The sequence below is a fragment of the Streptomyces atratus genome (assembly GCF_040655115.1).
Classification (GTDB): Bacteria; Actinomycetota; Actinomycetes; order Streptomycetales; family Streptomycetaceae; genus Streptomyces; species Streptomyces atratus_D.
The window spans coordinates 1-25,250 of record NZ_JBFAJH010000008.1; the positions used below are offsets into that span (position 1 = coordinate 1).

22 protein-coding genes, 1 other RNA gene and 2 pseudogenes are annotated in these 25,250 nt (G+C 70.7%); 14 read left to right on the forward strand and 11 right to left on the reverse strand.

Annotated elements, in window-relative coordinates:
* Nucleotides 1-402 precede the first annotated feature (402 nt).
* Nucleotides 403-606 (reverse strand): DUF397 domain-containing protein, encoded by a 204-nt coding sequence (locus AB0I23_RS11965; RefSeq protein WP_359109104.1) that lies wholly within the window; start codon nucleotides 604-606, stop codon nucleotides 403-405.
* Nucleotides 603-1,433: a helix-turn-helix domain-containing protein gene (locus AB0I23_RS11970; RefSeq protein WP_359109105.1), complete on the reverse strand. Its 831-nt coding sequence runs from the start codon at nucleotides 1,431-1,433 to the stop codon at nucleotides 603-605. Before AB0I23_RS11970 ends, AB0I23_RS11965 begins: the two co-directional genes overlap by 4 nt.
* A gap of 242 nt (nucleotides 1,434-1,675) precedes the next feature.
* Between AB0I23_RS11970 and AB0I23_RS11975 the strand changes: the two are divergent.
* Nucleotides 1,676-1,834 (forward strand): annotated as a pseudogene (locus tag AB0I23_RS11975) (ATP-binding protein); the annotation flags it as partial.
* A gap of 70 nt (nucleotides 1,835-1,904) precedes the next feature.
* Here the strand turns inward: AB0I23_RS11975 and rnpB are convergent.
* The 3 genes from rnpB to AB0I23_RS11990 all read right to left on the reverse strand — a co-directional run bounded on the left by rnpB (nucleotide 1,905) and on the right by AB0I23_RS11990 (nucleotide 4,589).
* An RNA gene (gene rnpB, locus AB0I23_RS11980) (RNase P RNA component class A) lies at nucleotides 1,905-2,306 on the reverse strand.
* Nucleotides 2,307-2,358: 52 nt separating this feature from the next.
* Complete coding sequence (locus AB0I23_RS11985; protein ID WP_359109291.1) at nucleotides 2,359-2,928, reverse strand: Uma2 family endonuclease; 570 nt, start codon at nucleotides 2,926-2,928, stop codon at nucleotides 2,359-2,361.
* Nucleotides 2,929-3,146: 218 nt separating this feature from the next.
* Nucleotides 3,147-4,589, reverse strand: a complete 1,443-nt coding sequence (locus AB0I23_RS11990; RefSeq protein ID WP_359109106.1) for an RNB domain-containing ribonuclease — start codon at nucleotides 4,587-4,589, stop codon at nucleotides 3,147-3,149.
* A gap of 260 nt (nucleotides 4,590-4,849) precedes the next feature.
* Here AB0I23_RS11990 and yaaA point away from each other — a divergent pair, with 260 nt between their 5' ends.
* Together yaaA and eda are read left to right on the forward strand one after the other, a co-directional pair.
* Nucleotides 4,850-5,650: a peroxide stress protein YaaA gene (gene yaaA, locus AB0I23_RS11995; protein WP_359109107.1), complete on the forward strand. Its 801-nt coding sequence runs from the start codon at nucleotides 4,850-4,852 to the stop codon at nucleotides 5,648-5,650.
* 70 nt (nucleotides 5,651-5,720) lie between these two features.
* Complete coding sequence (gene eda / locus AB0I23_RS12000; RefSeq protein WP_359109108.1) at nucleotides 5,721-6,344, forward strand: bifunctional 4-hydroxy-2-oxoglutarate aldolase/2-dehydro-3-deoxy-phosphogluconate aldolase; 624 nt, start codon at nucleotides 5,721-5,723, stop codon at nucleotides 6,342-6,344.
* Nucleotides 6,345-6,799: 455 nt separating this feature from the next.
* Here the strand turns inward: eda and AB0I23_RS12005 are convergent, their stop codons facing one another.
* The 4 genes from AB0I23_RS12005 to AB0I23_RS12020 all read right to left on the reverse strand — a co-directional run bounded on the left by AB0I23_RS12005 (nucleotide 6,800) and on the right by AB0I23_RS12020 (nucleotide 10,764).
* Entirely contained in the window at nucleotides 6,800-8,026 is a 1,227-nt protein-coding gene (locus tag AB0I23_RS12005) for a bifunctional RNase H/acid phosphatase (RefSeq protein WP_359109109.1), read from the reverse strand.
* The gene (locus tag AB0I23_RS12010) at nucleotides 8,026-8,769 is read right to left on the reverse strand and encodes a zinc ribbon domain-containing protein (RefSeq protein ID WP_359109292.1); all 744 of its coding nucleotides are present in this window, start codon (nucleotides 8,767-8,769) and stop codon (nucleotides 8,026-8,028) included. Before AB0I23_RS12010 ends, AB0I23_RS12005 begins: the two co-directional genes overlap by 1 nt.
* The gene (locus AB0I23_RS12015; protein WP_359109110.1) at nucleotides 8,766-9,611 is read right to left on the reverse strand and encodes a Nif3-like dinuclear metal center hexameric protein; all 846 of its coding nucleotides are present in this window, start codon (nucleotides 9,609-9,611) and stop codon (nucleotides 8,766-8,768) included. Before AB0I23_RS12015 ends, AB0I23_RS12010 begins: the two co-directional genes overlap by 4 nt.
* Before the next feature lie 109 nt (nucleotides 9,612-9,720).
* On the reverse strand, nucleotides 9,721-10,764 hold the full coding sequence (locus AB0I23_RS12020; RefSeq protein WP_359109293.1) for an ABC transporter substrate-binding protein: 1,044 nt from the start codon (nucleotides 10,762-10,764) through the stop codon (nucleotides 9,721-9,723).
* Between the two features lie 205 nt (nucleotides 10,765-10,969).
* Between AB0I23_RS12020 and AB0I23_RS12025 the strand changes: the two genes are divergently transcribed.
* The 5 genes and pseudogenes from AB0I23_RS12025 (at nucleotide 10,970) to AB0I23_RS12045 (ending at nucleotide 16,823) form a co-directional block, all read left to right on the forward strand.
* On the forward strand, nucleotides 10,970-12,304 hold the full coding sequence (locus AB0I23_RS12025) for a hypothetical protein (RefSeq protein WP_359109111.1): 1,335 nt from the start codon (nucleotides 10,970-10,972) through the stop codon (nucleotides 12,302-12,304).
* Nucleotides 12,305-13,057: 753 nt separating this feature from the next.
* A complete protein-coding gene (locus AB0I23_RS12030; RefSeq protein WP_359109112.1) occupies nucleotides 13,058-13,993 on the forward strand; it encodes an ABC transporter ATP-binding protein in 936 nt (311 codons plus the stop codon).
* Nucleotides 13,993-14,718 (forward strand): ABC transporter permease, encoded by a 726-nt coding sequence (locus AB0I23_RS12035; protein ID WP_359109113.1) that lies wholly within the window; start codon nucleotides 13,993-13,995, stop codon nucleotides 14,716-14,718. Before AB0I23_RS12030 ends, AB0I23_RS12035 begins: the two co-directional genes overlap by 1 nt.
* Nucleotides 14,719-14,725: 7 nt before the next feature.
* A pseudogene (locus AB0I23_RS12040) lies at nucleotides 14,726-14,840 on the forward strand (DNA-binding response regulator); the annotation flags it as partial.
* Nucleotides 14,841-15,023: 183 nt separating this feature from the next.
* Complete coding sequence (locus AB0I23_RS12045; RefSeq protein WP_359109114.1) at nucleotides 15,024-16,823, forward strand: MFS transporter; 1,800 nt, start codon at nucleotides 15,024-15,026, stop codon at nucleotides 16,821-16,823.
* Here the strand turns inward: AB0I23_RS12045 and pepE are convergent.
* Nucleotides 16,786-17,514 carry a dipeptidase PepE gene (gene pepE, locus AB0I23_RS12050; RefSeq protein WP_359109115.1) on the reverse strand — a complete coding sequence of 243 codons (729 nt, stop codon included), beginning with the start codon at nucleotides 17,512-17,514 and terminating at the stop codon, nucleotides 16,786-16,788. The genes AB0I23_RS12045 and pepE overlap by 38 nt on opposite strands.
* Before the next feature lie 84 nt (nucleotides 17,515-17,598).
* A complete protein-coding gene (locus AB0I23_RS12055; RefSeq protein WP_359109116.1) occupies nucleotides 17,599-18,429 on the reverse strand; it encodes an IclR family transcriptional regulator in 831 nt (276 codons plus the stop codon).
* A 155-nt stretch (nucleotides 18,430-18,584) separates the two neighbouring features.
* Between AB0I23_RS12055 and AB0I23_RS12060 the strand changes: the two genes are divergently transcribed.
* The 6 genes from AB0I23_RS12060 to AB0I23_RS12085 all read left to right on the forward strand — a co-directional run bounded on the left by AB0I23_RS12060 (nucleotide 18,585) and on the right by AB0I23_RS12085 (nucleotide 25,169).
* Nucleotides 18,585-19,538 (forward strand): DUF1177 domain-containing protein, encoded by a 954-nt coding sequence (locus tag AB0I23_RS12060; protein ID WP_359109117.1) that lies wholly within the window; start codon nucleotides 18,585-18,587, stop codon nucleotides 19,536-19,538.
* A complete protein-coding gene (locus tag AB0I23_RS12065; RefSeq protein ID WP_359109118.1) occupies nucleotides 19,538-20,914 on the forward strand; it encodes a cytosine permease in 1,377 nt (458 codons plus the stop codon). The genes AB0I23_RS12060 and AB0I23_RS12065 overlap by 1 nt, the downstream gene beginning before the upstream one ends.
* Nucleotides 20,911-22,239, forward strand: a complete 1,329-nt coding sequence (locus AB0I23_RS12070) for a M20/M25/M40 family metallo-hydrolase (protein WP_359109119.1) — start codon at nucleotides 20,911-20,913, stop codon at nucleotides 22,237-22,239. Before AB0I23_RS12065 ends, AB0I23_RS12070 begins: the two co-directional genes overlap by 4 nt.
* A gap of 252 nt (nucleotides 22,240-22,491) precedes the next feature.
* Nucleotides 22,492-23,178 carry a class I SAM-dependent methyltransferase gene (locus AB0I23_RS12075; protein ID WP_359109120.1) on the forward strand — a complete coding sequence of 229 codons (687 nt, stop codon included), beginning with the start codon at nucleotides 22,492-22,494 and terminating at the stop codon, nucleotides 23,176-23,178.
* 21 nt (nucleotides 23,179-23,199) lie between these two features.
* Nucleotides 23,200-24,138, forward strand: a complete 939-nt coding sequence (locus AB0I23_RS12080) for an N-acetylmuramoyl-L-alanine amidase (protein WP_359109121.1) — start codon at nucleotides 23,200-23,202, stop codon at nucleotides 24,136-24,138.
* Between the two features lie 242 nt (nucleotides 24,139-24,380).
* On the forward strand, nucleotides 24,381-25,169 hold the full coding sequence (locus AB0I23_RS12085) for a hypothetical protein (protein WP_359109122.1): 789 nt from the start codon (nucleotides 24,381-24,383) through the stop codon (nucleotides 25,167-25,169).
* Nucleotides 25,170-25,250: the final 81 nt, after the last annotated feature.

The following is a 25,250-nucleotide window of genomic DNA, read 5'->3' on the forward strand; positions in this document are numbered from 1 at the left end:
CAACGGAGAACTCCGGGCGGGCAGTCGGCGATGAAACAGGAAGTCTCACGGCGCGAGCCGTAAGAATCTCCCTCCTTCAGGAGGGAGAGCGTCAAAGCAGGAACCTACAGTGGCCCCGCATTCCAAGGGCCGGATTGCACATGCCCAGTTGTGGCCTCTTGATGTGAGTAGTTGTGGTGTGCGGGCTGAGTCCGCCACGATGTAGATCGTCACCCGGGAGGGCGACCGCCGTCGCGAACCGAGCGTCTCTGGGTGGACGTTGATCACCGTGGTAGCCAGCGCCGGCGCGGCACCCGGCGAGCAAGGCGCGAGGGCTGCTGAAGGCACTGCGGAGGCGGACATGCGCAGGGCCCCCGGCAAGCACACGCCCACCGGAAGTCCCTGCCATCGGTGCCGCCTCTGTCAGAGTGCCGCGAACTCGACGAAGGCGGTCCACGCCGTGGGTTCTACGGCTAGGGCGGCGCGGGTTGTGTCCTTCGAGTCGCGGACGTGGACCCTGGCGGGGCGGACGGCGATCTCGACGCATTCGCCGCCTTCCTCGCTGCTGTAGCTGCTCCTGCGCCATACCAACTGGTCTATGTGCGGCTGATGTACATGCGCGTTCATGGCTCTCCCAGCAACTTCTCTACATACGCCAATGATTCACGAGGAGTCAGGGCCTGCGCCCGGATGATCCCGTACTTGGCCTCCAGCGCACGGACGCGTTCTCGCTCCGTCTGCAGGCGGCTCACGTTCTGTACCTCGGCGTACGCGATCCTCCGCCCTTCCTTCGTTTCGATCAAGGTGAAGGGACCAGCCATACCCGCGTTCTCCTCACGGTCGAGCGGCATCACCTGGATCTCGATGTTCCGTCGCTCCCTCATCAGGAGGATGTGCTCAAGCTGGCCCCGCAGGACGCTTCGGCCTCCGATAGGACGCCTCAATACGGCCTCATCGATGACAAAGCTGGCGAGCGGCGCATCACGGCTGGACAAGACCTCCTGCCGGGCCAGGCGTGCGCACACTCGCTGTTCGATCAGTTCGTCATCCATGGGTGGCCGCATCATCATGAAGATGGCCCGCGCATACTCCTCCGTCTGCAAGAGTCCGGGCACCGCTTGGTTCGCGTACACATGCAGTTCGACGGCCTCCGCCTCCAACCGTGCCGCATCCCGAAAGAACGCCGGATACTGAGCCCGAGCCACCTCCTCCTTGCTCGCGCTCAACACCCCACCCGCGTCAAGCTCTTCATCGGCTCGGTCGATGAACTTCGGCGGCGGGATACGTCTCCCCTGCTCGAACGACGCGATCGTCGAGGCCGAGTACCCGGTCAGCGACCCGAGCTTCGCGCGGTCCATCCCCGCGCGCTCCCGGAACAGCTTCAACTGCCGCCCGAACACGCACAAAACGCCTGTCCCGACCTCATACTCCGGCTGCTGAACCTCGTCGTCCACGCCGCAACTCCTCCCGTACGACCATCACAGTCACCGGACGCCGTCCGCCCAGCGCACGGCCTGGGAACCGGTCACGCCCAACATCACGTACAAGCGCACCGCCCACGTGTACAGCCCGCACTCGTCAGCGCATCGCTCCTGGTCAACGCTACGCAGAGTCCGCGACCGTTGACCCCATGAAGTCAGCAACTCCTCCGAACGGGCACATGCCACAGCGTCCCGCACCCGAACGCGAGTTCACCATGCGCTTCACCTCAACTCCGCGCGGGGCCCGCCTCGCTCGCCGACTTGTCTCGCACCGCCTGAACGACTGGGGCCACCCGTACACGACCCCGGTCAACGAGACACTCACCCTCATCACGGCCGAACTCAGCGCCAACGCCGTACGCCACGGCCACCTAGGCCAGCCGCGGTCAACCTCACATTCGAGATCCCGCAACTAACCAAATATCCAGGTCAGAGCCCGAATGGCAGACGAGTCGGGCTGTACGCCGGGTTCTGTCACCCGGTCGCCTCGCGGCGGCCGGGGAGACGGCCATCCATCTAGGACCGGCATTGCTGCCGGTCTCGTGCGGTCTACCCGCGAACTCGGGCGAGCAGCCCTCGGACGTTCGCGCAGGGCCATCCTGCGACGGCCCCTCTTGACCTTGCTCCGGGTGGGGTTTACCTAGCCGCCTGAGTCACCTCAGGCGCTGGTGGTCTCTTACACCACCGTTTCACCCTTACCGAGGACCGAAGTCCCCGGCGGTTTGTTTTCTGTGGCACTGTCCCGCGGGTCACCCCGGGTGGCCGTTAGCCACCACCCTGCCCTGTGGAGCCCGGACGTTCCTCGGGAGGATCCGGAAATCCCCACGCGGCCGTCCGCCCGGCTCGTCTGCCGTGTCGACCATGCTACCCGCCTGGCGGGAGCCGCCGGACGGGGCGCTCAGATGAACGCCTCGGTCTCCAGGTCGAAGGCGAACGGAGCGGGAAGGGAAAGCGGCCTGCCGAACGGAATCGTGCAGTGTTGACGGTAGTCGTCCCCCTCCGGGTCGCTGAACAGCGTCACCGAAGACTGCTCACGGTCGACCAGGAGGTAGAGGGGGACGGGTCCGCGGGCGTAGCAGTGACGCTTGTCCGTGCGGTCGGCCCGGGGCTTGGACGAGGTGACCTCGACGACGAGGGCCACCCCCTCGCACGGCATCCAGGGGTCCGCTCCCCGGTACAGACGCAGTTCGGTGGGGGCGAAGGTGCCGTCGGGAATGACGTGGTTCTTGGGGCACCGTCCGCCGCTCTTGAGCTTCAGTCCCTTGTTCCCGGAAAAGTCCATATCGGTCCGGGCGAGCCTGATCACCTGCTTCAGAATCAGGCTGATGTAGTCCTCGTGGTCCCCGTCCGGCGGCGGCGTCACGACGATCTCCCCCTCGATCAGCTCGGCCCGGAAGCCCTCCGGCGTATCCAGCGCCAGGAAGCCCTCCAGCAGGACGTCCGCCTGCGTGAGCGGTTCGTGCGGCATGGCAGTCATGTCACGCCCCTTCCTCGGTCGCTCGCCAGATTGGGACATCAGTGGATCAGCCGTCCGTGAGATGGGAGTACTTCCTTCGATCGTGGCACAGGAGGGTGCGGAGTTGTCAGATGCGGACGGGTGCGGTGAGCGCTTGACCCTGCCGTTGCGTCGGTGGGCGCGGACGGTGCGGTTCCATGCGGATGATCCGGGTGCCGCCGTGGCCGCGCTCACGCGGGGGCGAACAGTACCTTCGCCGCCCCCGGGTCCGCCTGGGTGAGGCGGACCCGTAGTCGTTCCCCCAGGGGGAGCTGTGTCGTGCCGCCGTCGATGCGGGCGACGATGGCGGGGTGCTCGATGTGGACCGTGCCGATGGTGGGTTCCTGGTCCTGCACGTCGACCACGTACGCGTCGAATACCTCGCCCACCTGGTCGCTGAGGAGTGCCGCCTCGACCAGGTCGACGCACTCGCGTTCCACCGTGTTGGCGCGGCGGGTTCCTTCGGCCATTTCCTTCGGGAGGCCGGGAAGCGCGGCCGTCACCCACTCGGGCGGCTCCTGGTCCGCGACCGCCGCGACGCAGAGTTCGGTCGCGTACCGGTCGACGAGGCGGCGCAGGGGCGCGGTGCAGTGCGTGTAGAGGTCGGCGACGGCGGCGTGGACGGCGGGGGTCGGGAGTTCGCCGTGGTCGAAGACCGTGTAGCCGGCGCCGCGCAGCAGGGTGGTGCACTCCTGGAGGAACGCGGCGTGGCTCGCCCTCTTCGGGTCGAGCGACCGGACGACCTGGGCATACGGGACGTGGTGCGGCCAGTCGATGTGCAGGGCCTCGGCCGAGCGACGCAGACGGGCGACGGCGCCGTCCGGGGCGACCGGGAGCGTCCGCAGGATGCCGGTGCCCGCCTCGGCCATCAGACGGGCGGCGGCCATGCCGGTGAGGAGAGAGATCTGGGCGTTCCAGCCGTAGGCGGGCAGTGGGGCGCGGTACTCCAGGCCGTATGCGCCGTCACGCTGGACGATCTCCTGCTCGGGCACGTCGAGCGAGATCCCACCGCGGGCGACCTCCTGCTCCTCGCGGAGCCGGCCGATGTCCTTCAGCAGGGCGAGGGGTTCCTCGGCGGTGCCCGCGTCGATCTGCCGCTGGACGCCCGCGTAGTCCAGCTTGGCGCGGCTGCGGACCAGGGCCCGGCGTACGTCATTGGCGACCGGGCGGCCCTCGGCGTCGAGGTCGATCCGCCAGAGCAGGGCGGGGCGGGTCTGTCCGGGGAGGAGGCTGGCCGCGCCCTCGGAGAGCACGGTGGGGTGCAGCGGCACCTTGCCGTCGGGGAAGTAGAGGGTCGTCAATCGGCGGTGGGCCTCGGTGTCGAGTGCGCCGCCGGGACGCACGAAGGCGGCGACGTCGGCGATGGCGTAGTGCACCCGGAAGCCGTGCGGGCGGCGTTCGATGTGCATCGCCTGGTCGAGGTCGGTGGACGTGGGCGGGTCGATGGTGAAGAGGGGAAGGTCCCGCGCGTCCCGGTGTCCGGTCAGGACGAGGGACTTCGCCACCTGTTCCGCCTCCGCCAGGACCTCGTTCGGAAAGCCGGCGGGCAGTCCGAACGCGGTGCGCAGTTCGCGCAGGGCCGCCCGCAGCGGGGTGTCGGCTGCGCCGGTCATGTGGAGATGGCGGCGGGGCATGGACCGAGCGTATGGCGCGGCGGGGCGACCGGCATCCCGGGTGCCGACGGCCCCGCGGTCCGGGGACAGGTCCGCGGTCCCGGGGGCGGATGGTCCTGCGATCCGGGTCTGTCGGGCCCGAGTGGTCCGGTGCCGGGCCGGACCGGGCCGGGCCGGTTCGGATGCCGGGCCCGGGCGGTCCGAGCGTCCCCGTACGCTGGCAGGCAGGCCTTGGGCAGTTGTGGGGGGCCGCTTCCCTGTTCGTACGAAGGAGAACCGCCGTGCTCGTGCTGTTGCCGCCCTCCGAAGGAAAGGCCGCCTCGGGGCGCGGAGCACCCCTGAAGCCGGAGTCGCTGTCGCTGCCGGGGCTGGCCGAGGCCCGGGCCGCGGTCCTCGACGAGCTGGTCGAGCTGTGCGCGGCGGACGAGGAGAAGGCCCGCGAGGTGCTCGGTCTGAGCGAGGGGCTGCGCGGCGAGATCGCGAAGAACGTCGAGCTGCGGACGGCGGGGACGCGGCCCGCCGGGGAGATCTACACCGGGGTGCTGTACGACGCTCTGGACCTGGCGTCCCTGGACACGGCGGCCCGCCGGCGGGCCGGGAAGTCGCTGCTGGTCTTCTCCGGTCTGTGGGGCGCGGTGCGGGTGGGCGACCGGATTCCGTCGTACCGCTGCTCGATGGGGGTGAAGCTGCCGGGACTCGGCGCGCTGGGCGCGTACTGGCGTGCGCCGATGGCCGGAGTGATGCCGGAGGCGGCCGGGGACGGGCTCGTACTGGACCTGCGCTCGTCCGCGTACACAGCGGCGTGGCAGCCGAAGGGCGCGGTGGCGGAGCGCACGGCGAGTGTGCGGGTGCTGCATTCCCAGGTGGTGGACGGGGTGGAGAAGCGGTCGGTGGTCAGCCACTTCAACAAGGCGACGAAGGGACGAATGGTCCGCGACCTGCTGCAGTCGGGGAACCGGCCGAAGGGGCCCGCGGAGCTGGTGGAAGCGCTGCGGGAGCTGGGGTACATGGTGGAGGCGGAGGCTCCGGTGCGGGCGGGGCGGCCGTGGGCGCTCGATGTGGTCGTGACGGAGATCCACTGACACCGGACAACCGTTGCAGCATGTGCAACGCTCGTTGCGTACTGTGCGGTGAGCGCGGCAGGATGAGGCCATGACCTCCTCCTCCGTGCTGGACCTTGCCCCCGTAGTCCCCGTAGTCGTCCTGGACGACGCCGCCGACGCGGTGCCGCTCGCCCGGGCCCTGGTCGCGGGCGGGCTCCCGGCCATCGAGGTGACGCTGCGGACGGCGGCGGCACTGGACGCGATCAAGGCGATCGCGGCGGAGGTGCCGGACGCGGTGGTGGGCGCGGGCACGGTGATCTCCGCGCAGAACGTCGCCGACACGGTGGCGGCCGGGGCCCGGTTCCTGGTCAGCCCCGGCTGGACGGATGCGCTGCTGGACGCGATGAAGACGTCGGGGGTGCCGTTCCTGCCGGGCGTCTCGACGACGTCCGAGGTCGTGGCGCTGCTGGAGCGTGGGATCACCGAGATGAAGTTCTTCCCGGCGGAGGCGGCGGGTGGCACGGCCTACCTCAAGGCGCTGTCCGCACCACTCGCCCAGGCTCGTTTCTGCCCGACGGGCGGCATCTCGCCCGCGTCGGCTCCGTCGTATCTGGCACTGCCGAACGTCGGGTGCGTGGGCGGCGGTTGGATGGTGCCGGGGGACGCGGTGGCGGCGAAGGACTGGGCGCGGGTGGAGCGGCTGGCGGGCGAGGCGGCGGCGCTGCGCGGCTGATTCCCTCTCTCCGCCCGTCCCGGAACCGGGACCCCGCCCCGGACCCCGGCGGGCGTGTACGGAGTACCCCGTACCCCGGGGAAACGGCAGCTCGGCGGCGCGGGGAACCGCTCCGTCGCCCCTGGCGAGAGCGACACCCGCCCGGGGCCACCCCCTGCGGGAGCGGGACATGGCGCCGCGTGAGGATCGCCCCCTGCGGGAGCGGGACATGGCGCCGCGTGAGGATGCCCCTCGCGTTTCCACGCGGCGCAGCTTCGCACGCCGCGGACCATCCTTACGTCGCTGCGCGATCGAGTGCGCCGTCGGCCCTGCGGAAGCGGGTCACGTGGCCTGCGCCCTCCACGAGCAACAACGTCGCACCCCGAGGGGATCGCCCCCTCCGGCAGCGGCAGCCTCGCGCCGCCCGGACGCGCCACCGCCGGGAGCGAAAGAACCCGGGGCAGGGGCTTCCGCCCCTACCGCAGGTGCGACGTGTCGTTCAGCAGTCGCAGTGACGCGTTGCCGTCCGCGTAGTACGCCACCGCGGACAGCGACGCCGCCGAGAGTTCCATGCGGAACAGGGACTCCGGTGGGGCGCCCAGGGCCAGACGGACGAGGGTCTTGATCGGGGTCACGTGCGTGACCAAAAGCACCGTGCGGCCCGCATAGCGGGTGGTCAGGCGGTCGCGGGTGGACGAGACCCGGCGGGCCACCTCGGCGAAGCTCTCACCGCCGCCCGTGGGGGGCGTCCTCGTGGAGGCGAGCCAGGCGTCCAGGTCGGGGCCGTACCGTTCACGGACCTCGGCGAACGTCAGGCCTTCCCAGGCACCGAAGTCCGTCTCGCGCAGGCCTTCCTCGATCTCGACGCTCAGGCCCAGGCGTGCGGCCACCGCCGCCGCCGTTTCGCGGCAGCGGCGCAGGGGCGAACTGACGATCTCCTGAATGGTGCCGCGGGCCGCGAGGGACTCGGCCACGCGCTCCGCCTGGTGGCGGCCGGCCGCCGAGAGCTCGGGGTCGGAGCCGCCGCTGCCGGAGAACCGTTTCTCGGGGGTGAGGGCCGTCTCGCCGTGGCGGAGCAGGACGAACGTCGCGGGCGCAGCCATGTCGGGGGCGGCGCCCCAGCCGACCTGTGGGGTGGCCGCGGGTTCACGGCGGGTGGACATCGCCGCCCGCGCCTTCGCGGCGCCTGCCGCCGCGTCCCCGGGCGGACCGGAGACCGGGGGCAGGTCGAGTGCGGCCGTCGACGCCGACGGCTCCCACTGCTCGCCTCGCCTGCCCGCGTCCATCGCCTCGTTGGCGAGCCGGTCCGCGTGCTTGTTCTTCTCGCGCGGGATCCACTCGTAGGTGACGGCGGACGCCGGAAGGATCCGGGCCGCCTCCGCCGCGAGCGGCTTCATGTCGGGGTGCTTGATCTTCCAGCGGCCCGACATCTGTTCCACGACCAGCTTGGAGTCCATCCGGACGCGCACCCGCAGCGCACCGTCCGCCGACGTGTCCGGCACCAGCGCCTTCGCGGCCTTCAGGCCCGCGATGAGGCCCTTGTACTCGGCCACGTTGTTCGTCGCGATGCCGATGTACTCGGCGGCCTCGGCGAGCGTCTCCCCCGTGACCGGGTCGATCACGACCGCGCCGTAACCGGCGGGCCCCGGGTTGCCCCGGGAGCCGCCGTCGGCCTCGATGACGAACTGGCGCGGCTCCGTCATTACAGGCCCGATTCCGCCGTACGGACCAGAATGCGGTGGCAGTTCTCGCAGCGCAGCACCGTGTCCGGGGACGCCGCCTTCACGTCGTTGACCTCGGTGATGTTCAGCTCCAGTCGGCAGCCCTCGCAACGGCGCTGGTAGAGCCGGGCGGCGCCGACCCCGCCCGACTGGGCGCGGAGCTTGTCGTACAGCTTGAGGAGGTCGGCCGGTACGGAGCCGGCGACGAGCTCGCGCTCCTTCGTGGCGGTCGCGGCCTCCTCGTCGAGCCCCTTCGTCGCGGTGTCCCGGCGGGCGGTCGCGTCGTCGACCTTGGCCTGGACGGCGGAGACCCGTGCGGTCAACTCGGTGACGCGCTCCTGCGCGGACTCGCGGCGCTCCATGACTTCGAGGACGACGTCCTCCAGGTCGCCCTGGCGCTTGGCCAGCGAGGTGATCTCACGCTGCAGGCTCTCCAGGTCCTTCGGCGAGGTGACCGCGCCGGAGTCCAGGCGCTGCTGGTCGCGGACGGCGCGCTGGCGCACCAGGTCGACGTCCTGCTCCGCCTTGGTCTGCTCGCGGGCGGTGTCGCTCTCCTCGGTCTGCGAGGCGACCAGCAGGTCACGCAGTTGTGCCAGGTCGGCGGTGAGCGAGGCGATCTCGGTGTGCTCGGGCAGCGACTTGCGCTTGTGGGCGAGCTGCGACAGCCGTACGTCCAGGGCCTGGACGTCGAGAAGTCGGATCTGGTCGGCGGGCGCGGCGTTCAGTTGGGGGCTCCAGAAGAGTGGTGGGTGGTCCACGGATCGGTGACCTGCTTCGAGACATGGACCCGCAGGCCCCATCCGTGGCGGTCGGAAATCGCGTCGAGCTGCGCCGCGGCCTGCTCGCACCAGGGCCATTCGGTGGCCCAGTGCGCGGCGTCGATCAGGCCGATCGGAGACTGCCGAACGGCCTCGGAGGCCGGGTGGTGGCGCAGATCGGCGGTGAGGAAGGCATCGACACCCGCGGCGCGCACGGCGTCGAAGAGGCCGTCGCCGGAGCCGCCGCTGACCGCGACGGTGCGCACGAGCGCGTCCGGGTCGCCGGCCATGCGGATGCCCTGCGCGGTGGCGGGCAGCCGGGCGGCGGCGCGGGCCGCGAAGTCGCGGAGGGTCTCGGGGTGGTCGAGTTCGCAGATCCGGCCGAGGCCGCGATGGCCCTTGGAGTCGGTCGGGTCGGGTACGAGGGGCCCGGTGACCCGCAGGTCGAGGGCGCCGGCGAGGGCGTCGGAGACCCCGGGGTCGGCGGTGTCGGCGTTGGTGTGCGCGACGTGCAGGGCGATGTCGTGCTTGATGAGGGTGTGCACGACCCGGCCCTTGAAGGTGTCGGCCGCGACCGTCGTCGTACCCCGCAGATAGAGGGGGTGGTGGGTGACGATGAGCTGGGCTCCGAGTCCGACCGCCTCGTCGGCGACCTCCTGGACCGGGTCGACGGCGAAGAGCACGCGGTCGACTTCGGCGGCCGGGTTGTCCACGTCTCCGCAGACCGTTCCGACCGCGTCCCATCCTTCGGCCCGCTCGGGGGGCCAGAGGGCGTCGAGCGCGGTGAGGACTTCAGACAGACGGGGCACGGAGGAAAGGCTACCTTCCGTCCGTGCCCCGTTGCCCATGGCTGCGGTGACCCGTGCGGGCCGGGCGACAGCCGGTTACGTATCGTTACGCGCAGTTCCGCCCGGTCGGTTACTCGACCAGGTCGGCGCGGAGGTCGTCGAGGACCAGGTTGGCCGCGGTGACGCCGAGGCCGAGGTACCAGGTCTCGTCCGGGACATCCTTCGCCCGGCCCTCCTTGACCGCCTTCAGGTTCTTCCACAGCGGGTTGGACTGCGCGGTGTCGCGCTTGGTCGCCTTCGGGTCGCCGTAGACGCCGGTGAAGATCCAGTCGGCGTCCGCCTCGTCGATCTTCTCGGGGCTGATCTCGGCGGCGAGGTCGTCGATCTGCTGGTTCTTGGGCCGCGGCAGACCGGCGTCCTCAAGGATCGTGCCGATGAACGACGCCTTCGCGTAGAGGCGGATGCGGTCCGGCAGGTAACGGACCATGGAGATGGTCGGCTTGTCGGGGCCGATGTCCTCGCCGAGCTTCGCGGCCTTCTTCTCGTACGCGTCGAGCTCGCTCCTGGCCTTGGCGGTCTTGTCCAGCGCCGCGGCGTTGAGGAGGTAGTTCTCCTTCCAGGTGAAGCCCGGACGGATGGAGAACACGGTCGGCGCGATCTTGGAGAGCTGGTCGTACTTGTCGGCGGCGCGCAGCTGGCTGCCGAGGATCAGGTCCGGCTTCAAGCCCGCGATCGCCTCGAGGTTGAGGTTGTTGATCGTGCCGACGCTCGATGGGTTGCCCGCGTCCTTCTTCAGGTACGAGGGAATGGCCTCGTCTCCCTCGGAGGGGGCGTAGCCGACCGGCTTCACACCCAGCGAGACGACGTTGTCGAACTCACCGACGTCCAGCACGACGACCCGCTTCGGGGCGGACTTCAGCTCGGTCCTGCCCATGGCGTGGGTGAGGGTCCGGGGGAACTGGCCCGCCGCGGCGTCCGTCCCGTACGCGGCCGTCTTCTTCGCCGCGTCGCCGAAGTCCTTGCCGCCCGTCGCCACGGCCGCCTTCTTGTCGCCGTCGGCGGACGTGACCGAGTCGCCCGCCTTTCCGTCGCCGTCGCCGCCGCAGGCGGAGAGGGCGAGGGCGGCGGCCACTGCCAGGCCGACCGCTGCGGTGCTGCGGCGTCGTATGGACATCATGTGGTCACTTGCTCCAGTCGAGGGACTCACAGGGAGTACTTAGGGATGCCTAACCTTAGCTATGCCCTTCGTCGGCAGCACAACCGCCCTCTCGCCCTCAGGCGAATCCGGGCATCGCCACCCTTATGTGTGAAGTGGTGGTTCTTGTGTTGTTCGGCAGGAAGTGCGAAAACTAGCTTCGGTTGCCGGAGGTGATGGGTCCATGTCTGCCCGTGCCATCGAGGGGGAGTCGGCCGGGGCCGCCGTGACGGTGGATCCCGCGTCCGGAGAAGCGGAAGAACCCGGGGGCTCGGACGAGCCGGAGGAGCCGGACGGGTTCATCGAGCCCGGCGGGCAAGGCGAGTTCGGCGAGCCGAGTGTCCCCGACGGGCCCGGCGGGTCCGCCGGGCCGGGCGGGGCTGCTGCCGCCGTCGGGGCCGGTACGTTCATCATCGCCGCGGACGGCTCGTACGCGGCGCGGCTCACGCTCGCCGGGCAGGCGTCCGACGCCGCCTGGTTCCCCGAGCGCTGGACGCTCGACGGGCCCGAGCCGTATGCCGTGCCGCTCCCCCTCGACCAGCCCGAGGAGCCGGACTCCGACGTGCTGCCGCTCGCCGACGGGCGGGTGTTGATCCGGCGGCGGGTGGCGGACCGGCACGCCTTCTCCTTGCTCTATCCGATCGGGCCCGGCACCGGCGAACTACACCTCGGCGCCCTCGAGTACGCCGACGGCACCCCTCTGACCCTGTTGCCGCCGTCGCCGGACGGTGCGAGCGCGTACGCGCTGTCGGTCGGCGAACACTCCACCGCTGTCTGGCTGGTGGCGGGCGGGGCGTTCGGGCCGGAGCAGGTCGCCGAGGTGCCGGGACGGTGCTCCGGAGGGGTCTGGCTGAACCGGGCGGGGCGGATGCTGGCCCTGGACCGGGAGCCCGTGGGCGGCGGTCCGGTGAAGGCGGTCGCCGTGGATCTGGACCGGGGCGGCGAGGTGACGCCGCTGCTGCAGATCACGCCGGACAGCAACGACCGGCTGCTGCTCGCCGATGCGGACAGCGGACTGCTGCTGATCCGTTCCGATGCGCCGGGCCACGACCGGCTCGGATGGGGGGTGCTCGGCAGCTGTCTGCCGGTGCGCTTTCCGGAGTGTCTACGTCCGGCGGATATCGCGCTGACACCGTTCGCCGTGCAGCCGGGGCAGACGCTGATGCCGGAGAGCTGTGCGGTGGCGCTGCGGATCGACGGGGCAGCCGGCAGCTGGGTCGGGGTGTGGCGTCCGGTGGGGCGCAGGCTGTACCAATTCGCCGCCCCGGAAGGTTGGTTGGCCGGGTCCGGGTTGTGGACCCGGGACGGCTCCCTCAAGCTCCCGTACGCCTGCCGGGACGTGCCGTGCGGCGTGGCCCTGCTGCAGGCACCGGAGGACGGGGAACGCGGCGCCGGGTCCGCGTGGACGGCGGTCACGGAAAGCGGTAGGCAACCGTCCGCGGCTGCCGCGCCTCTTCCTGTGTGCAAGCCGGTTCCACTGGGCGAGGCGCCTCTCATGGGGCGCACGGCACCTGGTTGAATTCTGGGCCGGGGCCAGGGGGCACCCCTGCAAGCCGATGGGCACGGTTGCCGACGGTGACCGTGTCGGGTGGTGGTGGCGCGATGGTCCCGGTGACACACACGTAAGCGATCACAACGGGGTGACTTCCCACATGTCTGAAGCCCGAACCGACACGACCCAGACGCGCCCGCCGGGGGCGGACGCCGCACGGGCCGACGCCGGCGGCTCCGGAAAGCACCGAGGGGGTGCGTCGATGGAGAGCACGGACCGGCAGCCGCACGGTCGCCACCGGCGCCCCGCCGAGGGGGGCAGCAGAGCGGCCTGACCGCAACGGAAATCAACGAGGGAACGAGTGAAGGAAGGGCCTCCGCAGCGCTGTTCGGCTGCGGAGGCCCTCCCTTGTGGATGTCCTTGTGGTCCCAGCCGATCTCTGCGGTCCGGAGTTCGGCGGCGATCGCCTTTGCGGCATCAATGGGCATGGGGGAGCCGCTCCTTGATGGTGGGAAGACCTCGGTGCGGCCGTCCGCACCGTCGGACGCACCGAGGTCGTGCGGGACCGGCCGACACACTCGTTCCAGAACGCGTTCCAGCCGGTCGGCCCTATGTGTGACGCAGCTCCCAGCAGTCGCGAAGACTGCTGATGCCTCGTCAGACACCGTGCCGAGCAGGCGATCAGGAACCCGCTGATGAGCCGGGCCATGACATTTGTCATCGCGGAGTCCGTACAAGCGCCTCTGCCGGGCACCGGACCGGCTCCGTACCGTCAGGGGCATGGAAACGACAACGGGGAGCGGGCCCGCGGTGATCTTCACCGGGGCAGTCAAGACCTTCGGCCGGGCGGAGCAGACCGTACGGGCCGTCGACGGGATCGATCTGACCGTCGAGCGCGGCGAGACCGTCGCGCTGCTCGGCCGCAACGGCGCGGGCAAGTCCACCACCATCAGTCTGCTGCTCGGTCTGAACGAGCCGGATTCCGGCGGTGTGCAGCTGCTCGGCTCCACCCCCGAACAGGCGGTACGGGCCGGCCGGGTCGGCGCCATGCTGCAGGACGGGCGGCCGATCCCCCGGGTCACCGTCCGCGAACTGATCACGTTCGTCGCCTCCACCTACCCCAGCCCGATGCCGGTCCCCGAATCGCTGGCCCTGGCGGGTGTCTCCGCGTACGCCGACCGGCGCATCGACAAGCTCTCCGGCGGGCAGATCCAGCGCGTCCGGTTCGCTGTCGCGCTGGCCGGCAACCCGGAGCTGGTCGTCCTGGACGAGCCGACCGCCGCCCTGGACGTCGAGGCCCGGCGGGCATTCTGGGAATCCATGCGCGCCTACGCCCGGCGCGGCAACACGGTCCTCTTCTCCACGCACTACCTGGAGGAGGCCGACGAGAACGCCGACCGGATCGTCGTCATCGACCGCGGCCGGATCGTCGCGGACGGCAGCGGCGAACGCATCAAGGAGTCCGTCGGCGGCAACCACGTCTCCTTCGACCTGGCGGGCGGACCGACCGAGGGGCTGGAGCTGCTGCCCGGCGTCAACACCGTCGAGGTCCGCCGGGACCGTGTCCTGCTGCGCACGGACGACTCGGACGCCACGGTGATCGAGCTGGCCCGCCTCGGCCGGATCCGCAATCTCCAGGTCTCCCGGGCCACGCTCGAGGACGCGTTCCTCTCGCTGACCTCCCCCGCCACCGACTCCGAGAGCGAGACCGTGTGATGCTCCCCTACATCGTGCTCGAGATCCGGCGCACCCTGCGCGACGGCGTCTTCATGATCTTCGGGATCGGGATGCCGGTCCTGATGTACCTGCTCTTCACCAACCTCGGCGGGGGCGGGGACGACGCGAGCGGGTGGAAGGCCTTCTCGATGGTCGGTATGGCCGCGTACGGGGCGCTGGGCGCCGCCATGTCGATCGGTACGGGCGTCGCGTCCGACAAGTCCCTCGGCTGGCTCCAGCAGTTGAGGATCACCCCGCTCGCCCCGTCCCGGGTGGTCGCCGGACGCGCGATCAGCGGTTCGGTGACCGTGCTGCCGACCATCCTGACGGTGTTGCTGGCCGGCGCGCTGGTCAACGGCGTACGACTGGAGGTCTGGCAGTGGCTCGCACTGACGCTGCTGCTGTGGATCGGCGCACTGCCGTTCACCCTGCTCGGCATCGGCAACGGCTACCGGCTCACCCCGCAGGCCACCGGAGTGGTCAATGTGGCCTGCCTGATGGGGTTCGCGATCGTCGGCGGACTGTGGTTCCCGCTCTCCGCGTACCCGTCCTGGCTCCGCTCCATCGGCACGTACACGCCCGCCCACCGGTTCGCCGACCTGGGCTGGGCGACCACGGGCGGCCACGCACCCTCCGCCGGAACGATCGCCGTGCTCGCCGGGTGGCTCCTGCTGTTCGGTACATACGCCGTCGTCTCGTACCGTCGGTCCGCGAGGACCGTGTGACAGGCGCGAGCTCGTGAACGCCGCGCTGCTGTCCCGTCCCGATGTGGCACTCCTCGACGTCGAACTCCCGGATCGCAGCGGGCTGGACGCGGCGGCCGACCTGCGCGAGGAGGTGCCGGAAGGTCAGATGACAGTGCGGTTCCGGCCGAGTGCCGCGCCGCGTCCCGTTCGTACCGCGTTCACCGGAATACCTCGGGACTCCGGAAGTGTTCAGGGTGCACACATGTGGCGGTCGGTGCTGCCCGCCACCGGACCCGCACTCCGCCCTCCTCCCCCTCTTCTTCCGCTGCCCGGAGGCCGCACGTATGCCGCAGACGACGAACGATCAGCACGCCGAGGAGCAGCCGCTCCCCGATCCGCGGGGGCGCCGCGCGGGTGGCGGTGTCGTCCCCGTACTCGCCTTCGCGGGTATCACCGTCGCGGTGATGCAGACCCTGCTCGTCCCCGTCATCAAGGACCTGCCCGCCCTTCTTCACACCGATCCGTCCAACGCCACCTGGGTGATGACCGCGACACTGCTCGCGGGGGCCGTCGCCACGCCGATCATGGGCCGGCTCGGCGACCTCCACGGCAAGCGGAGGATGCTGCTCGCCAGCCTCGCCGTCATGGTGATCGGTTCGCTGGTCTGCGCCTTGACCGATGAACTCGTCGTCATGATCGTGGGGCGGGCGCTCCAGGGCTTCGCGATGGGCGCCATCCCCCTGGGCATCGGCATCATGCGCGACGAGCTGCCGCGCGAGAAGCTCGGCTCGGCCATGGCGCTGATGAGTTCCTCGATCGGGGTCGGCGGCGGACTCGCGCTGCCCGGCGCCGCGCTGGTCGCGCAGCAGGCCGACTGGCACACGCTGTTCTTCGGCGCCGCCGGGCTCGGGGTGCTGTCGATGACCCTGACCGTCCTCGTCGTACCGGAGACCTCGCTGCGCGCGCCCGGCCGGTTCGATCTGCCCGGTGCGCTCGGGCTCTCGCTCGGTCTGGTCTGTCTGCTGCTGCCGATCACCAAGGGCAGCGACTGGGGCTGGACCTCGGGCACCACGCTGGGTCTGATCGCCTTGTCCCTGCTGATCCTGGCGCTGTGGGGGCTCTTCGAGCTGCGCAGCCCGGCGCCGCTGGTCGATCTGCGGACCTCGGCCCGGCGCGAGGTGCTGCTCACCAACCTCGCATCGGTGATGGTCGGCGTCGCGTTCTACGCGGTCTCGCTCGTCCTGCCGCAACTGCTGCAGCTGCCGACGGCGACGGGGTACGGCCTGGGGCAGTCGATGGTCGTGGCGGGGCTGTGCGTGGCGCCGCTGGGTCTGACGATGATGTTCGTCGCCCCGCTGTACGCCCGGCTGTCCGCCCGCCGCGGGCCCAAGGTGTCGCTGATGCTCGGCATGCTGATCATCGCGATCGGGTACGGGGCGGGGCTCGGTCTGATGAGTGCCGCCTGGCAGACCGTGGTGATCGCGGTGGTGCTCGGGGCCGGTATCGGACTCGCGTACTCCTCGCTGCCCGCGCTGATCATCGGGGCCGTCGATCCGTCCGAGACGGGTGCGGCCAACGGTCTGAACACCCTGATGCGGTCGATCGGTACGTCGGTGTCGAGTGCCGTGATCGGCATGGTGCTCGCCAACACCTCGGTGCGGATGGGACCGGTGTCGCTTCCCTCGATGGAGGGGTTCCGGACCTCGTTCATGATCGCGACGGGTGCGGTGGTGATCGGTCTGGTGCTGGCCGCGTTCCTGCCCTCGCAGCGCGACGCGATGCGGCCGGTGCTGCTGGCGAGCAGCGCGGACGAGGCGGCGCCCGGCCAGGAGGCGTCGCGTCCCGTCGTCGGTTCGGGCGGCTTTCGCGGCCGGGTGCTGGATGCGGACGGCACACCGGTGGCCCGCGCCAACGTCACACTGATCGACCGGACGGGCCGGCAGGCGGGGCTCACCGTCACGGACGAGGCCGGCCGCTACGCCCTGACCGCCCCGTCCGCTGGCAGCTTCGTGCTGGCCGGGTCCGCCACCGGGTACGCGCCGCGCGCCCGCCCGGCGGCGTACCCGGCGAGCGGACCGCCTGTCGAGATCGACCTCGTGCTGACGGTCAGCGCACCGGAGCGTCGAACCGCGGTGCCGTCATGAGCAGATGGGAGACGTCCGACCCCGCCGGGAGTTCCTGCGGCTGCGCGCCGCGGGTGAACAGCCGGGCGGGACGGGCGCCCTGCACCCGGGCCTGGCGGCCGTTGACGCGCAGCCAGGATCCCTCGCGCAGGCCGAGCACCGGCACGTCGTTCTCCTCCAGGAACTCGGTCAGCCGCTCCTCGCGGGTCTCGCCCTTGTGAGTGCTGGCCGGGTCCGGGTCCAGGTAGTGCGGGTTGATCTGGAACGGGACGAGGCCGAGCGCCTCGAAGGACGGCGGCTGGACGATGGGCATGTCGTTGGTGGTACGGAGGGTGGGCGCCGCCATGTTCGTACCCGCGCTGGCCCCCATGTACGGCAGCCCGGCGCGCACCGCCTCGATGACAGCGTCGCGCAACCCGGTACGGTAGAGGGCGCTGAGCAGCCGGAAGGAGTTGCCGCCGCCGATGAACACGGCGTCGGACGCGGCGAGTTCGGCGGCCGGGTCGGCGTTCTCATGGACACCGCGGACGGTGATGCCGGACGGCTCCAGGGCGTCACGGACGCGTGCGGTGTACGTGGTGTAGTCGGCCAGCGCGTAGGGGACGAAGGCCAGTCGGGCACCGGAGGGCAGGAATCCGATGACGGTGTCGAGGGCGTGTTCCAGGTAACCACGGCCGTGCTGGGTGGAGTTGGAGAGCAGAAGCAGATTCACAGGGTTCCTCGGACGACTCAGGTGATTCAGACGGTTCGGGTGACTCGGGCACCGGTATCCCGGTGACCCGGACGTTCGGGCGGGTCAGTCGGTGGTACGGGGGCGGCGGGCCCGCGGCTTCGGGCGCTGCGGTGGGTGGGTGAGCCTCTGCTCCAGGAGCTGGGCCGCCTGGCGCAGGGCGTCGAGCCGGTCCTCGGGCGCCCCCCGGAACCGCTCCTCGCCACCGCCGAGGCTGAGGCTCCCGTACGGCTCGCGCCCCAGGAACACCGGAACGGCGACGGTCGCGATCCCGGTGTCGTACTCGCCGATGGTGCAGGCGTACCCCTGGGCACGGACCTTCAGGAACTCCTGTTCCAGCTGGTCCGGGTCGGTGACGGTCCGCTCGGTGAAGCGGGCCATGGGACGGCCGCGGAACAGCCGGTGGCGCTGCTCATCGGGCAGGTAGGCGTAGTACGACTTGCTGGTCGCCCCGGCGTGCGCCGGGTAGAGCTCGCCGACCAGGGGGTAGTAGCGCAGGGGTCCGGTCTCGCCTTCCTCGGCGGCCACGCACCGCATGTGGAAGCTGTCCGGCAGGCAGAACAGGACGGTGTCACCGGTGGCCCGGCGCAGTTCCTCCAGGACCGGCCCGGCGAGCAGTTCCAGCGATCCGGAGCGCTCCCAGAGCCGGCCGAGCCGCAGCACGGCGGGGCCGATGCGGTAGCGGCGGGTGGCCGGGTCGGAGACCAGGAAGCCGCGGCCGGCGAGCGTCGCGAGGAGCCGCTGGGCCACCGAGGTGTCCCAGCCGAACTCCTCGGCGACCTCGGTCACACCCCAGTCCGGCCTGGTCCGCTCGAACGCGAGCAGCACGAGGAGCGCCCGGTCGACGGTTTGCAGGGCCCCGGCGGGGGTGCGCCGGTCCAGATCGAAGTCCGCCATCGTCATCTCACCATTCAGACCTGAATTGCAAATAACGGGAAACAGTTGCGCTCAACGCTATCCGATCCCGAATCTGCTCTCAGCACCCCGTCCGGCGTCCGTGACTCCCTGCCGGGCGCCGGACGGGTGTGATGGATGCGTGAGAAAGGCCCCCCATGTTGAAGTACGTGCTGGACATCCTTGACCTGCTGGACGACCCCCAGGTCAACGGCAGGACGGTCGTCGGGTACCTCGACTCCGTAGCGGGGGCCGAGGGCTCATCCGCGCAGGTCACCACGGTCGCCGGCGAACGGGGCTCCACGGACTTCGTGCTCGTGAGGATCCCCGGCAGCCAGGGCCGCACCTCCGGCGGCAGCGCCCGCACCCTCGGTGTGGTCGGCCGCCTCGGCGGCATCGGCGCACGGCCCGAGGTGACCGGTCTGGTCTCCGACGCCGACGGCGCGGCAGCCGCCGTGGCCACCGCGGCCAAGCTGCTCGACATGCGCCGCCGCGGCGATGTACTTCCCGGCGACGTGATCGTCGCCACCCACATCTGCCCGGACGCGCCGACCGAGCCCCACGAACCGGTGCCGTTCATGGGCTCGCCCGTGGACATCGCCACGATGAACCGGCACGAGGTGACCGGCGAGATGGAGGCCGTGCTCTCCATCGACACCACCAAGGGCAACCGGATCATCAACCACAAGGGCCTGGCCCTCTCCCCCACCGTCAAGGAGGGGTGGGTGCTCCGGGTCAGCGAGCAACTCGGCGAGCTGCTCGCCGTCGTCACCGGTGAGCCGTTGGTCACCTACCCGGTGACCACGCAGGACATCACACCGTACGGTAACGGTGCACATCACATCAATTCCATCCTGCAGCCCTCCACCGCGACGGCCGCTCCGGTCGTCGGCCTCGCGGTCACCTCGGCCGCCGCGGTGCCGGGCTGCCAGACGGGCGCGAGCCACGAGACGGACATCGCGTCCGCCGCCCGCTACGCCGTGGAGGTCGCCAAGGCCTACGGCAGTGGCCACCTGGACTTCCACGACGCGGTGGAGTTCGACAACCTCGTCAACCGCTACGGGTCGCTGGCTCACCTGCAGACCTTCGGCCGTACACCCCAGGAGTCCTGATGACAGCCGCCGCCCCGCAGGCCGAGGCCAAGAGCATCGGCAGCGACGACTACTCCCTCTCGCGCGTCCCGCGCGACAAGAGGTTCGGATTCTGGTCCATGCTGCTGCAGTGGCTGGCCCAGTCCGGCTCGATCTCGCAGTTCACGCTCGGCGCCACCATCGGCGTCGGCATGACCTTCGGGAACGCCTTCCTCGCCTTCACGCTCGGCGCGGTGATCCTGGAGATCGTCATCTTCGCGATCGGTCTGGCCGGGATGCGCGAGGGCCTGGCGACCCCGATGCTGACCCGCTGGGTCGGCTTCGGCCGCAATGGCTCGGCGCTGGTGAGCTTTGTCATCGCGGTCAGCCTGGTCGGCTGGTTCGGGGTCCAGAACACGATCTTCGGCAACAGCGTCTCGGCACTGGTCGGCGGACCGTCCTGGATGTGGTGCGTGCTCGCGGGCATGGCCATCACCGCCCTGGTGATCTTGGGCTTCCGCTACATGGCGGTCTTCGCGAAGATCGTCACCCCGCTCTTCTTCGCAATGGTCGCCTGGTCCGTCGTCTCGACGCTCAAGGACCACTCGATCAGTGACCTGATCAACTCGCCGCCGCCCGGCCGGACGATCCCGCTCGCCGTCGCCGCCACCGCCATCGCGGGCGGCTTCATGACCGGCGCGATCGTGGCCCCGGAGATGACCCGCTACAACCGCAAGGGCTCGCACGTCTTCATCCAGAGCGCCTCGTCGATGATCCTCTCCGAGTACATCGTCGGCATGACCGGTGTACTCCTCGGCCACCTGGTCAAGAGCAACGAGGTGTCGCACATCGTGCTCTCCACCTCGGGCGCCTTCGGCGTCATCGTGGTCCTGATGTCCACCGCGAAGATCAACGACTGGAACCTGTACGGCTCCTCGCTCGGCGTCGTCAACTTCTTCCAGGTCGTCTTCGGCAAGCGGCTGCACCGCGGCGCGGTCACGATCGTCCTCGGCATCGCCGGCACGGCCCTGTCCGCGATCGGGATCATGACCCACTTCACCGAGTTCCTCTCGATCCTCGGTGTGGCCATCCCGCCGATCGGCGGCATCATCGTGGCCGAGTACTGGGTCGTGAAGAGGATGCGCAAGCCGCTGGACGACACCCGTGAGGCCGAGGCGCTGCCGAGGACCTCGCCGACCTGGGTGCCGATGTCCATAGCCATCTGGATCGTGGCGTTCTGCGTCGGCAAGTTCTACGACGGCGGCATCCCGGCGCTCAACTCGCTGGGCACGGCCTTCGTGCTGTACGCGGTGCTCGGCCTGCTGGGCTGGGTCAAGCCGTACGGCACCTCCACCCTGGGCGACGAGGACAGCGCTGTCCCCGCCGCCCGCGCAACGACCTCCGTGGGAGCGGCATGACCACCCCCGGCCCCGCCGCCCCCCTCGTCCCGGCGTCCGACCAGGCTCAGGCCGAGGTCATCGACCTCTGCGCCGAACTGATCCGGTTCGACACCTCCAACCCCACCAGCAACGAACGCGCGAGCGCCGACTGGGTGGTGGGCCGTCTCGCCGAGGTGGGCATCGACTCCGAGCTGGTCGAGTCCGCCCCGGGCCGGGCCAACGTCGTCGCCCGCATCGCCGGCCGCGACCCCGAGCGCGGCGCCCTGCTGGTCCACGGTCACCTCGACGTGGTCCCGGCCGACGCGTCCGAGTGGCAGGTGCCGCCGTTCTCCGGCGAGATCCGGGACGGCTACCTCTGGGGCCGCGGCGCGATCGACATGAAGGACACGGTGGCGGTCGTGATCGCCACCGCCCGGCACTTCGCCCGCACGGGCACGAAGCCCTCCCGTGACCTGGTCCTCGCCTTCCTCGCCGACGAGGAGGCGGGCGGCAGGTTCGGCGCGCACTGGCTGGTCGAGCACCGTCCGGAACTGTTCTCCGGGGTGACCGAGGCGATCGGCGAGGGCGGCGGTTTCTCCTTCGCCATCGACGGCACCAGGCGCCTCTATCCGATCGAGAACGCCCAGCGCGGCATGGCCTGGATGGAGCTCACCGCCACCGGTCGGGCCGGCCACGGTTCGTCCCCCAACGACGAGAACGCGGTCACCGACCTCGCCGAGTCGTTGACCCGGATCGGCCGCCACACGTTCCCGATCCGCCTGATCGAGCCGGTCCGCGCGCTGCTCGAAGAGGCCGCCCGCCTCCAGGGGGTCGACTTCGACGAGGACGACATCGAGGGCAGCCTGGCGAAGCTGGGCCCGGTCTCCGACTTCATGCAGGTCGTCCTGCGCAACTCGGCGAACCCGACCATGTTCAGCGCCGGTTACCAGACGAACGTCATCCCGGGAAAGGCCACGGCCCGCGTCGACGGCCGGTTCCTCCCCGGACACGAGCAGGAACTCATCGACACCATCGACCAGTTGCTCCTGCCGTCGGTCAGCCGCGAGTGGGTCAACCACGACATCGCGATGGAGACGACGTTCGACGGCCCGCTCGTCGACGCGATGTGCGAAGCCGTACGCGCCGAGGACCCGGACGGACACCCGGTCCCGTACTGCAACCCCGGCGGCACGGACGCCAAGGCCTTCACCCACCTCGGCATCCGCTGCTTCGGCTTCAAGGGCCTGAAGCTGCCGCACGACCTGGACTACGGCCGGCTCTTCCACGGCGTGGACGAGCGCGTCCCGCTGGAGGGGCTGCGGTTCGGGGTCCGCGTCATGACCCGACTCTGGCAGAGCTGCTGAGCCGATACCGCAGCTTCGCCAGGGGCCGCCCCGACCCGGGCCCACCCCTCGTACGCCCCCGCCGGACCTGTTCCGGCGGGGGCGTACGGCATGGTGCGCAGCCCCTGCGCGAGCCGTACACGGACGTTCACGACCGCTTCATGGAACGGTCGGCCGGGGCCGGCGGGCCCACCGCTCCTGCGGCCGCGCCAGGTGTCGGCCCTGTCGGCACAAGCCACCCCGTCGACAGCGCCGACCGGCCCGTACGGCACGATGAGGCGCCGTTTCATTTCCCGTACGACCAGGAGGAACCCCGTGGCCGCCGAGCCCTCGCCGGAGATTCTCGCCGCCTTCCAGGCGGCCAAGGGCTTCATGCCGGCGGTCGAGGGGCTCGCCCTCCACGCGGCCGCCACCGACGCCGCCGCGCTCGGTCTGCCGCTGCTGGAGGTCGGGACGTACTGCGGGCGGTCCACGATCCTGCTCGCCGACGTCGCCCGGGCGGCCGGTGTGACCGCACTCACCGTCGACCATCACCGGGGCAGCGAGGAGCAGCAGCCCGGCTGGGAATACCACGACCCGACCGTCGTGGACCCGGAGGTCGGCCGGATGGACACGCTGCCGACCTTCCGCCGCACGCTGCACGCGGCGGGCCTCGAAGACCACGTCGTGGCGCTCGTCGGACGGTCCCCGCAGGTCGCGGCCGTCTGGGGCGGGCAGCTCGGCTTCGTCTTCATCGACGGCGGACACACCGACGAGCATGCGAACGGTGACTACGAGGGCTGGGCGCCGCATGTCGCCGAGGGTGGGCTGCTCGTGATCCACGACGTGTTCCCCGATCCCGCGCACGGTGGTCAGGCGCCGTACCGGGTGTATCTGCGGGCGCTGGAGTCCGGGGCGTTCACCGAGGTGTCGGTCACGGACTCGCTGCGCGTCCTGCGCCGTACCGGAACGGGGATCTGAGCCGCCGGATAGCATCGCGACGTGCCGTACGACACCAGCGTTTCTCCCACCCCGCGCCCCGCGCGGCGCCGCCGGACCCTGCTCGCCGCCGCCGCGCTGGGCTGCGTGTGCCTGGTCGCGGGCTGCGGGGGTGGCAGCGGCGGTGGAGCGGCGGCGCAGCCGCGCGAGGGCGGTGGTGGCACGTCGTCCACGCCGTCCCTGTCGCCTTCGCCCGCGAAGAGCAGTCCGGCGAGGACGGCCTCGGCGCCGCCCTCCCCGTCGAAGTCCGCGAGCCGCACGGTGTCCGGGCCGCTGTCGGGGAAGACGGTCGTGATCGACCCCGGGCACAACCCGCGCAACCACGAGCACACCCGCGAGATCGGCCGCCAGGTGGACATCGGCACCGCGCACAAGGAGTGCGACACCACCGGTACGTCCACCGACTCGGGTTACGCCGAGGCCGAGTTCACCCTCGATGTGTCGCACCGGCTGCGGGCACTGCTGCAGGCGCAGGGCGCCGAGGTGGTCCTCACGTACGACAACGACCGCCCGTACGGGCCGTGTGTCGACGAGCGGGCCCGGATCGGCAACAACGCCGGGGCCGATGCGGTCGTGTCGGTGCACGCGGACGGTTCCGCGGTCGGCAACCGCGGCTTCCATGTGATCCTTCCCGCGCTCGTGCGCGGCGGGGCTGCGGACACCTCGAAAATCGTCGAACCGTCGCGCGAACTCGGCACCCGGATCGCCGGCCTCTTCGTCCGGGCTACCGGAAGTGCACCTTCCAATTACGTGGGCCGCAATACGGGGTTGGACACCCGCAAGGATCTGGGCGGACTCAATTTGTCCACGGTGCCCAAGGTGTTCATCGAGTGCGGCAATATGCGTGATCCGAAGGACGCCGCCCTGCTCACCAGCGCGGGCTGGCGCCAGAAGGCCGCACAGGGCATTGCGGATGGCATCAGTTCCTACCTGCGCGGGTAAGCAACCCTGGTTATGCGGTGGTTGTGCGGTGATTATGCAGGGTTATTCAGGGGGATGACCGTCCAAGGTCCGGGCCAGGGCACAACCCGCCCCGGCAGACGATAGATTCATCCGTACGATGGGGAGCCGCGCCCGAGCTTCGCGCCGTGTCCGCCGTACCGGCGGCAGCGACGACCGCCCCGACGAGACGACCGACTAAGGACCTTCACGTGAATATCCGCTCACTCACTAGAGGCGATGGCGTGGTGATCGGAGCAGCGGTGGTGCTGTTCATCGCCTCTTTCCTCGATTTCGTCTCCTACAACGGTCTCGGCGTCGACGCGCCGAACGCCTGGGACTCACTGGGCAATGCGATCGGCGTGTACATGATCGGCGTGATCGGTGCGGCACTCATCGTGCTCTCCCGTTCGCAGCCCCAGCCCCGCAAGATCGTCGGCCTGGAACTCGGCCAGTTCGGTGTCGCGGCCACGGTCTTCACCGCGTGGAACGTCTTCTGGACGATCATCGACCTCGGCCAGGTCGACGCCGGTGCCGGTCTCGTCCTCGGCCTCATCGCCTCGCTCGTGCTCGCCGGCGGTGCGATCGCCACCCCGCTGGTCCCCGCGCTGAAGGCGCCCCTGATGGGTGCCCCGCGTCCGCAGGCCATGCAGGCGCCGTACGGCGGCCAGCCGCAGCCCGACCAGGGTTACGGCTACCCGGGCGCCCAGCAGCAGCCGTACGGTGCGCAGCCGGGTCAGCCCCAGCCGTACGGTGCCCAGCCGCAGCCCGGACAGCCCGACCCCGCCAACGCGCAGGCGCAGCAGGCCCCGCAGGGCGGCGCCGCGCCGGCCGGTGACTTCACGCCGTTCTGGTTCGCCGTGCCGGTGGCCCGTCCGCTGTACGGCGAGGACGGTTCGCCGAGCCCGATCGCCGAACTGGCGCCGGGCACCTGGTACCTCGCGGTCGAGCAGCGCGGTCCGGGCCTCATCGCCCAGACCCAGGACGGCCGCCGTGGTGTTCTGCAGGACACCACGGGCATCCAGCGCGGCTGACAGCACTCCCGCTCCGCGGCCCCTCGCCCCTTCCGGGCGGGGGGCCGCTGCCGTACTCTCCGTCCGCACCAAGCGATCTGA

What these genes read in the sequence shown, in the direction of transcription:
- AB0I23_RS12065 (WP_359109118.1), top strand. Translation starts at nt 19,538, where the DNA reads ATGACAGCCGCCGCCCCGCAGGCCGAGGCCAAGAGCATCGGCAGCGAC.
- AB0I23_RS12070 (WP_359109119.1), top strand. Translation starts at nt 20,911, where the DNA reads ATGACCACCCCCGGCCCCGCCGCCCCCCTCGTCCCGGCGTCCGACCAG.
- AB0I23_RS12060 (WP_359109117.1), top strand. Translation starts at nt 18,585, where the DNA reads ATGTTGAAGTACGTGCTGGACATCCTTGACCTGCTGGACGACCCCCAG.
- AB0I23_RS12030 (WP_359109112.1), top strand. Translation starts at nt 13,058, where the DNA reads ATGGAAACGACAACGGGGAGCGGGCCCGCGGTGATCTTCACCGGGGCA.
- AB0I23_RS12045 (WP_359109114.1), top strand. Translation starts at nt 15,024, where the DNA reads ATGCCGCAGACGACGAACGATCAGCACGCCGAGGAGCAGCCGCTCCCC.
- AB0I23_RS12025 (WP_359109111.1), top strand. Translation starts at nt 10,970, where the DNA reads ATGTCTGCCCGTGCCATCGAGGGGGAGTCGGCCGGGGCCGCCGTGACG.
- eda (WP_359109108.1), top strand. Translation starts at nt 5,721, where the DNA reads ATGACCTCCTCCTCCGTGCTGGACCTTGCCCCCGTAGTCCCCGTAGTC.
- AB0I23_RS11990 (WP_359109106.1), bottom strand. Translation starts at nt 4,589, where the DNA reads ATGCCCCGCCGCCATCTCCACATGACCGGCGCAGCCGACACCCCGCTG.
- AB0I23_RS12075 (WP_359109120.1), top strand. Translation starts at nt 22,492, where the DNA reads ATGAGGCGCCGTTTCATTTCCCGTACGACCAGGAGGAACCCCGTGGCC.
- AB0I23_RS12020 (WP_359109293.1), bottom strand. Translation starts at nt 10,764, where the DNA reads ATGTCCATACGACGCCGCAGCACCGCAGCGGTCGGCCTGGCAGTGGCC.
- AB0I23_RS11985 (WP_359109291.1), bottom strand. Translation starts at nt 2,928, where the DNA reads ATGCCGCACGAACCGCTCACGCAGGCGGACGTCCTGCTGGAGGGCTTC.
- AB0I23_RS11965 (WP_359109104.1), bottom strand. Translation starts at nt 606, where the DNA reads ATGAACGCGCATGTACATCAGCCGCACATAGACCAGTTGGTATGGCGC.
- AB0I23_RS12005 (WP_359109109.1), bottom strand. Translation starts at nt 8,026, where the DNA reads ATGACGGAGCCGCGCCAGTTCGTCATCGAGGCCGACGGCGGCTCCCGG.
- AB0I23_RS12055 (WP_359109116.1), bottom strand. Translation starts at nt 18,429, where the DNA reads ATGGCGGACTTCGATCTGGACCGGCGCACCCCCGCCGGGGCCCTGCAA.
- AB0I23_RS12035 (WP_359109113.1), top strand. Translation starts at nt 13,993, where the DNA reads ATGCTCCCCTACATCGTGCTCGAGATCCGGCGCACCCTGCGCGACGGC.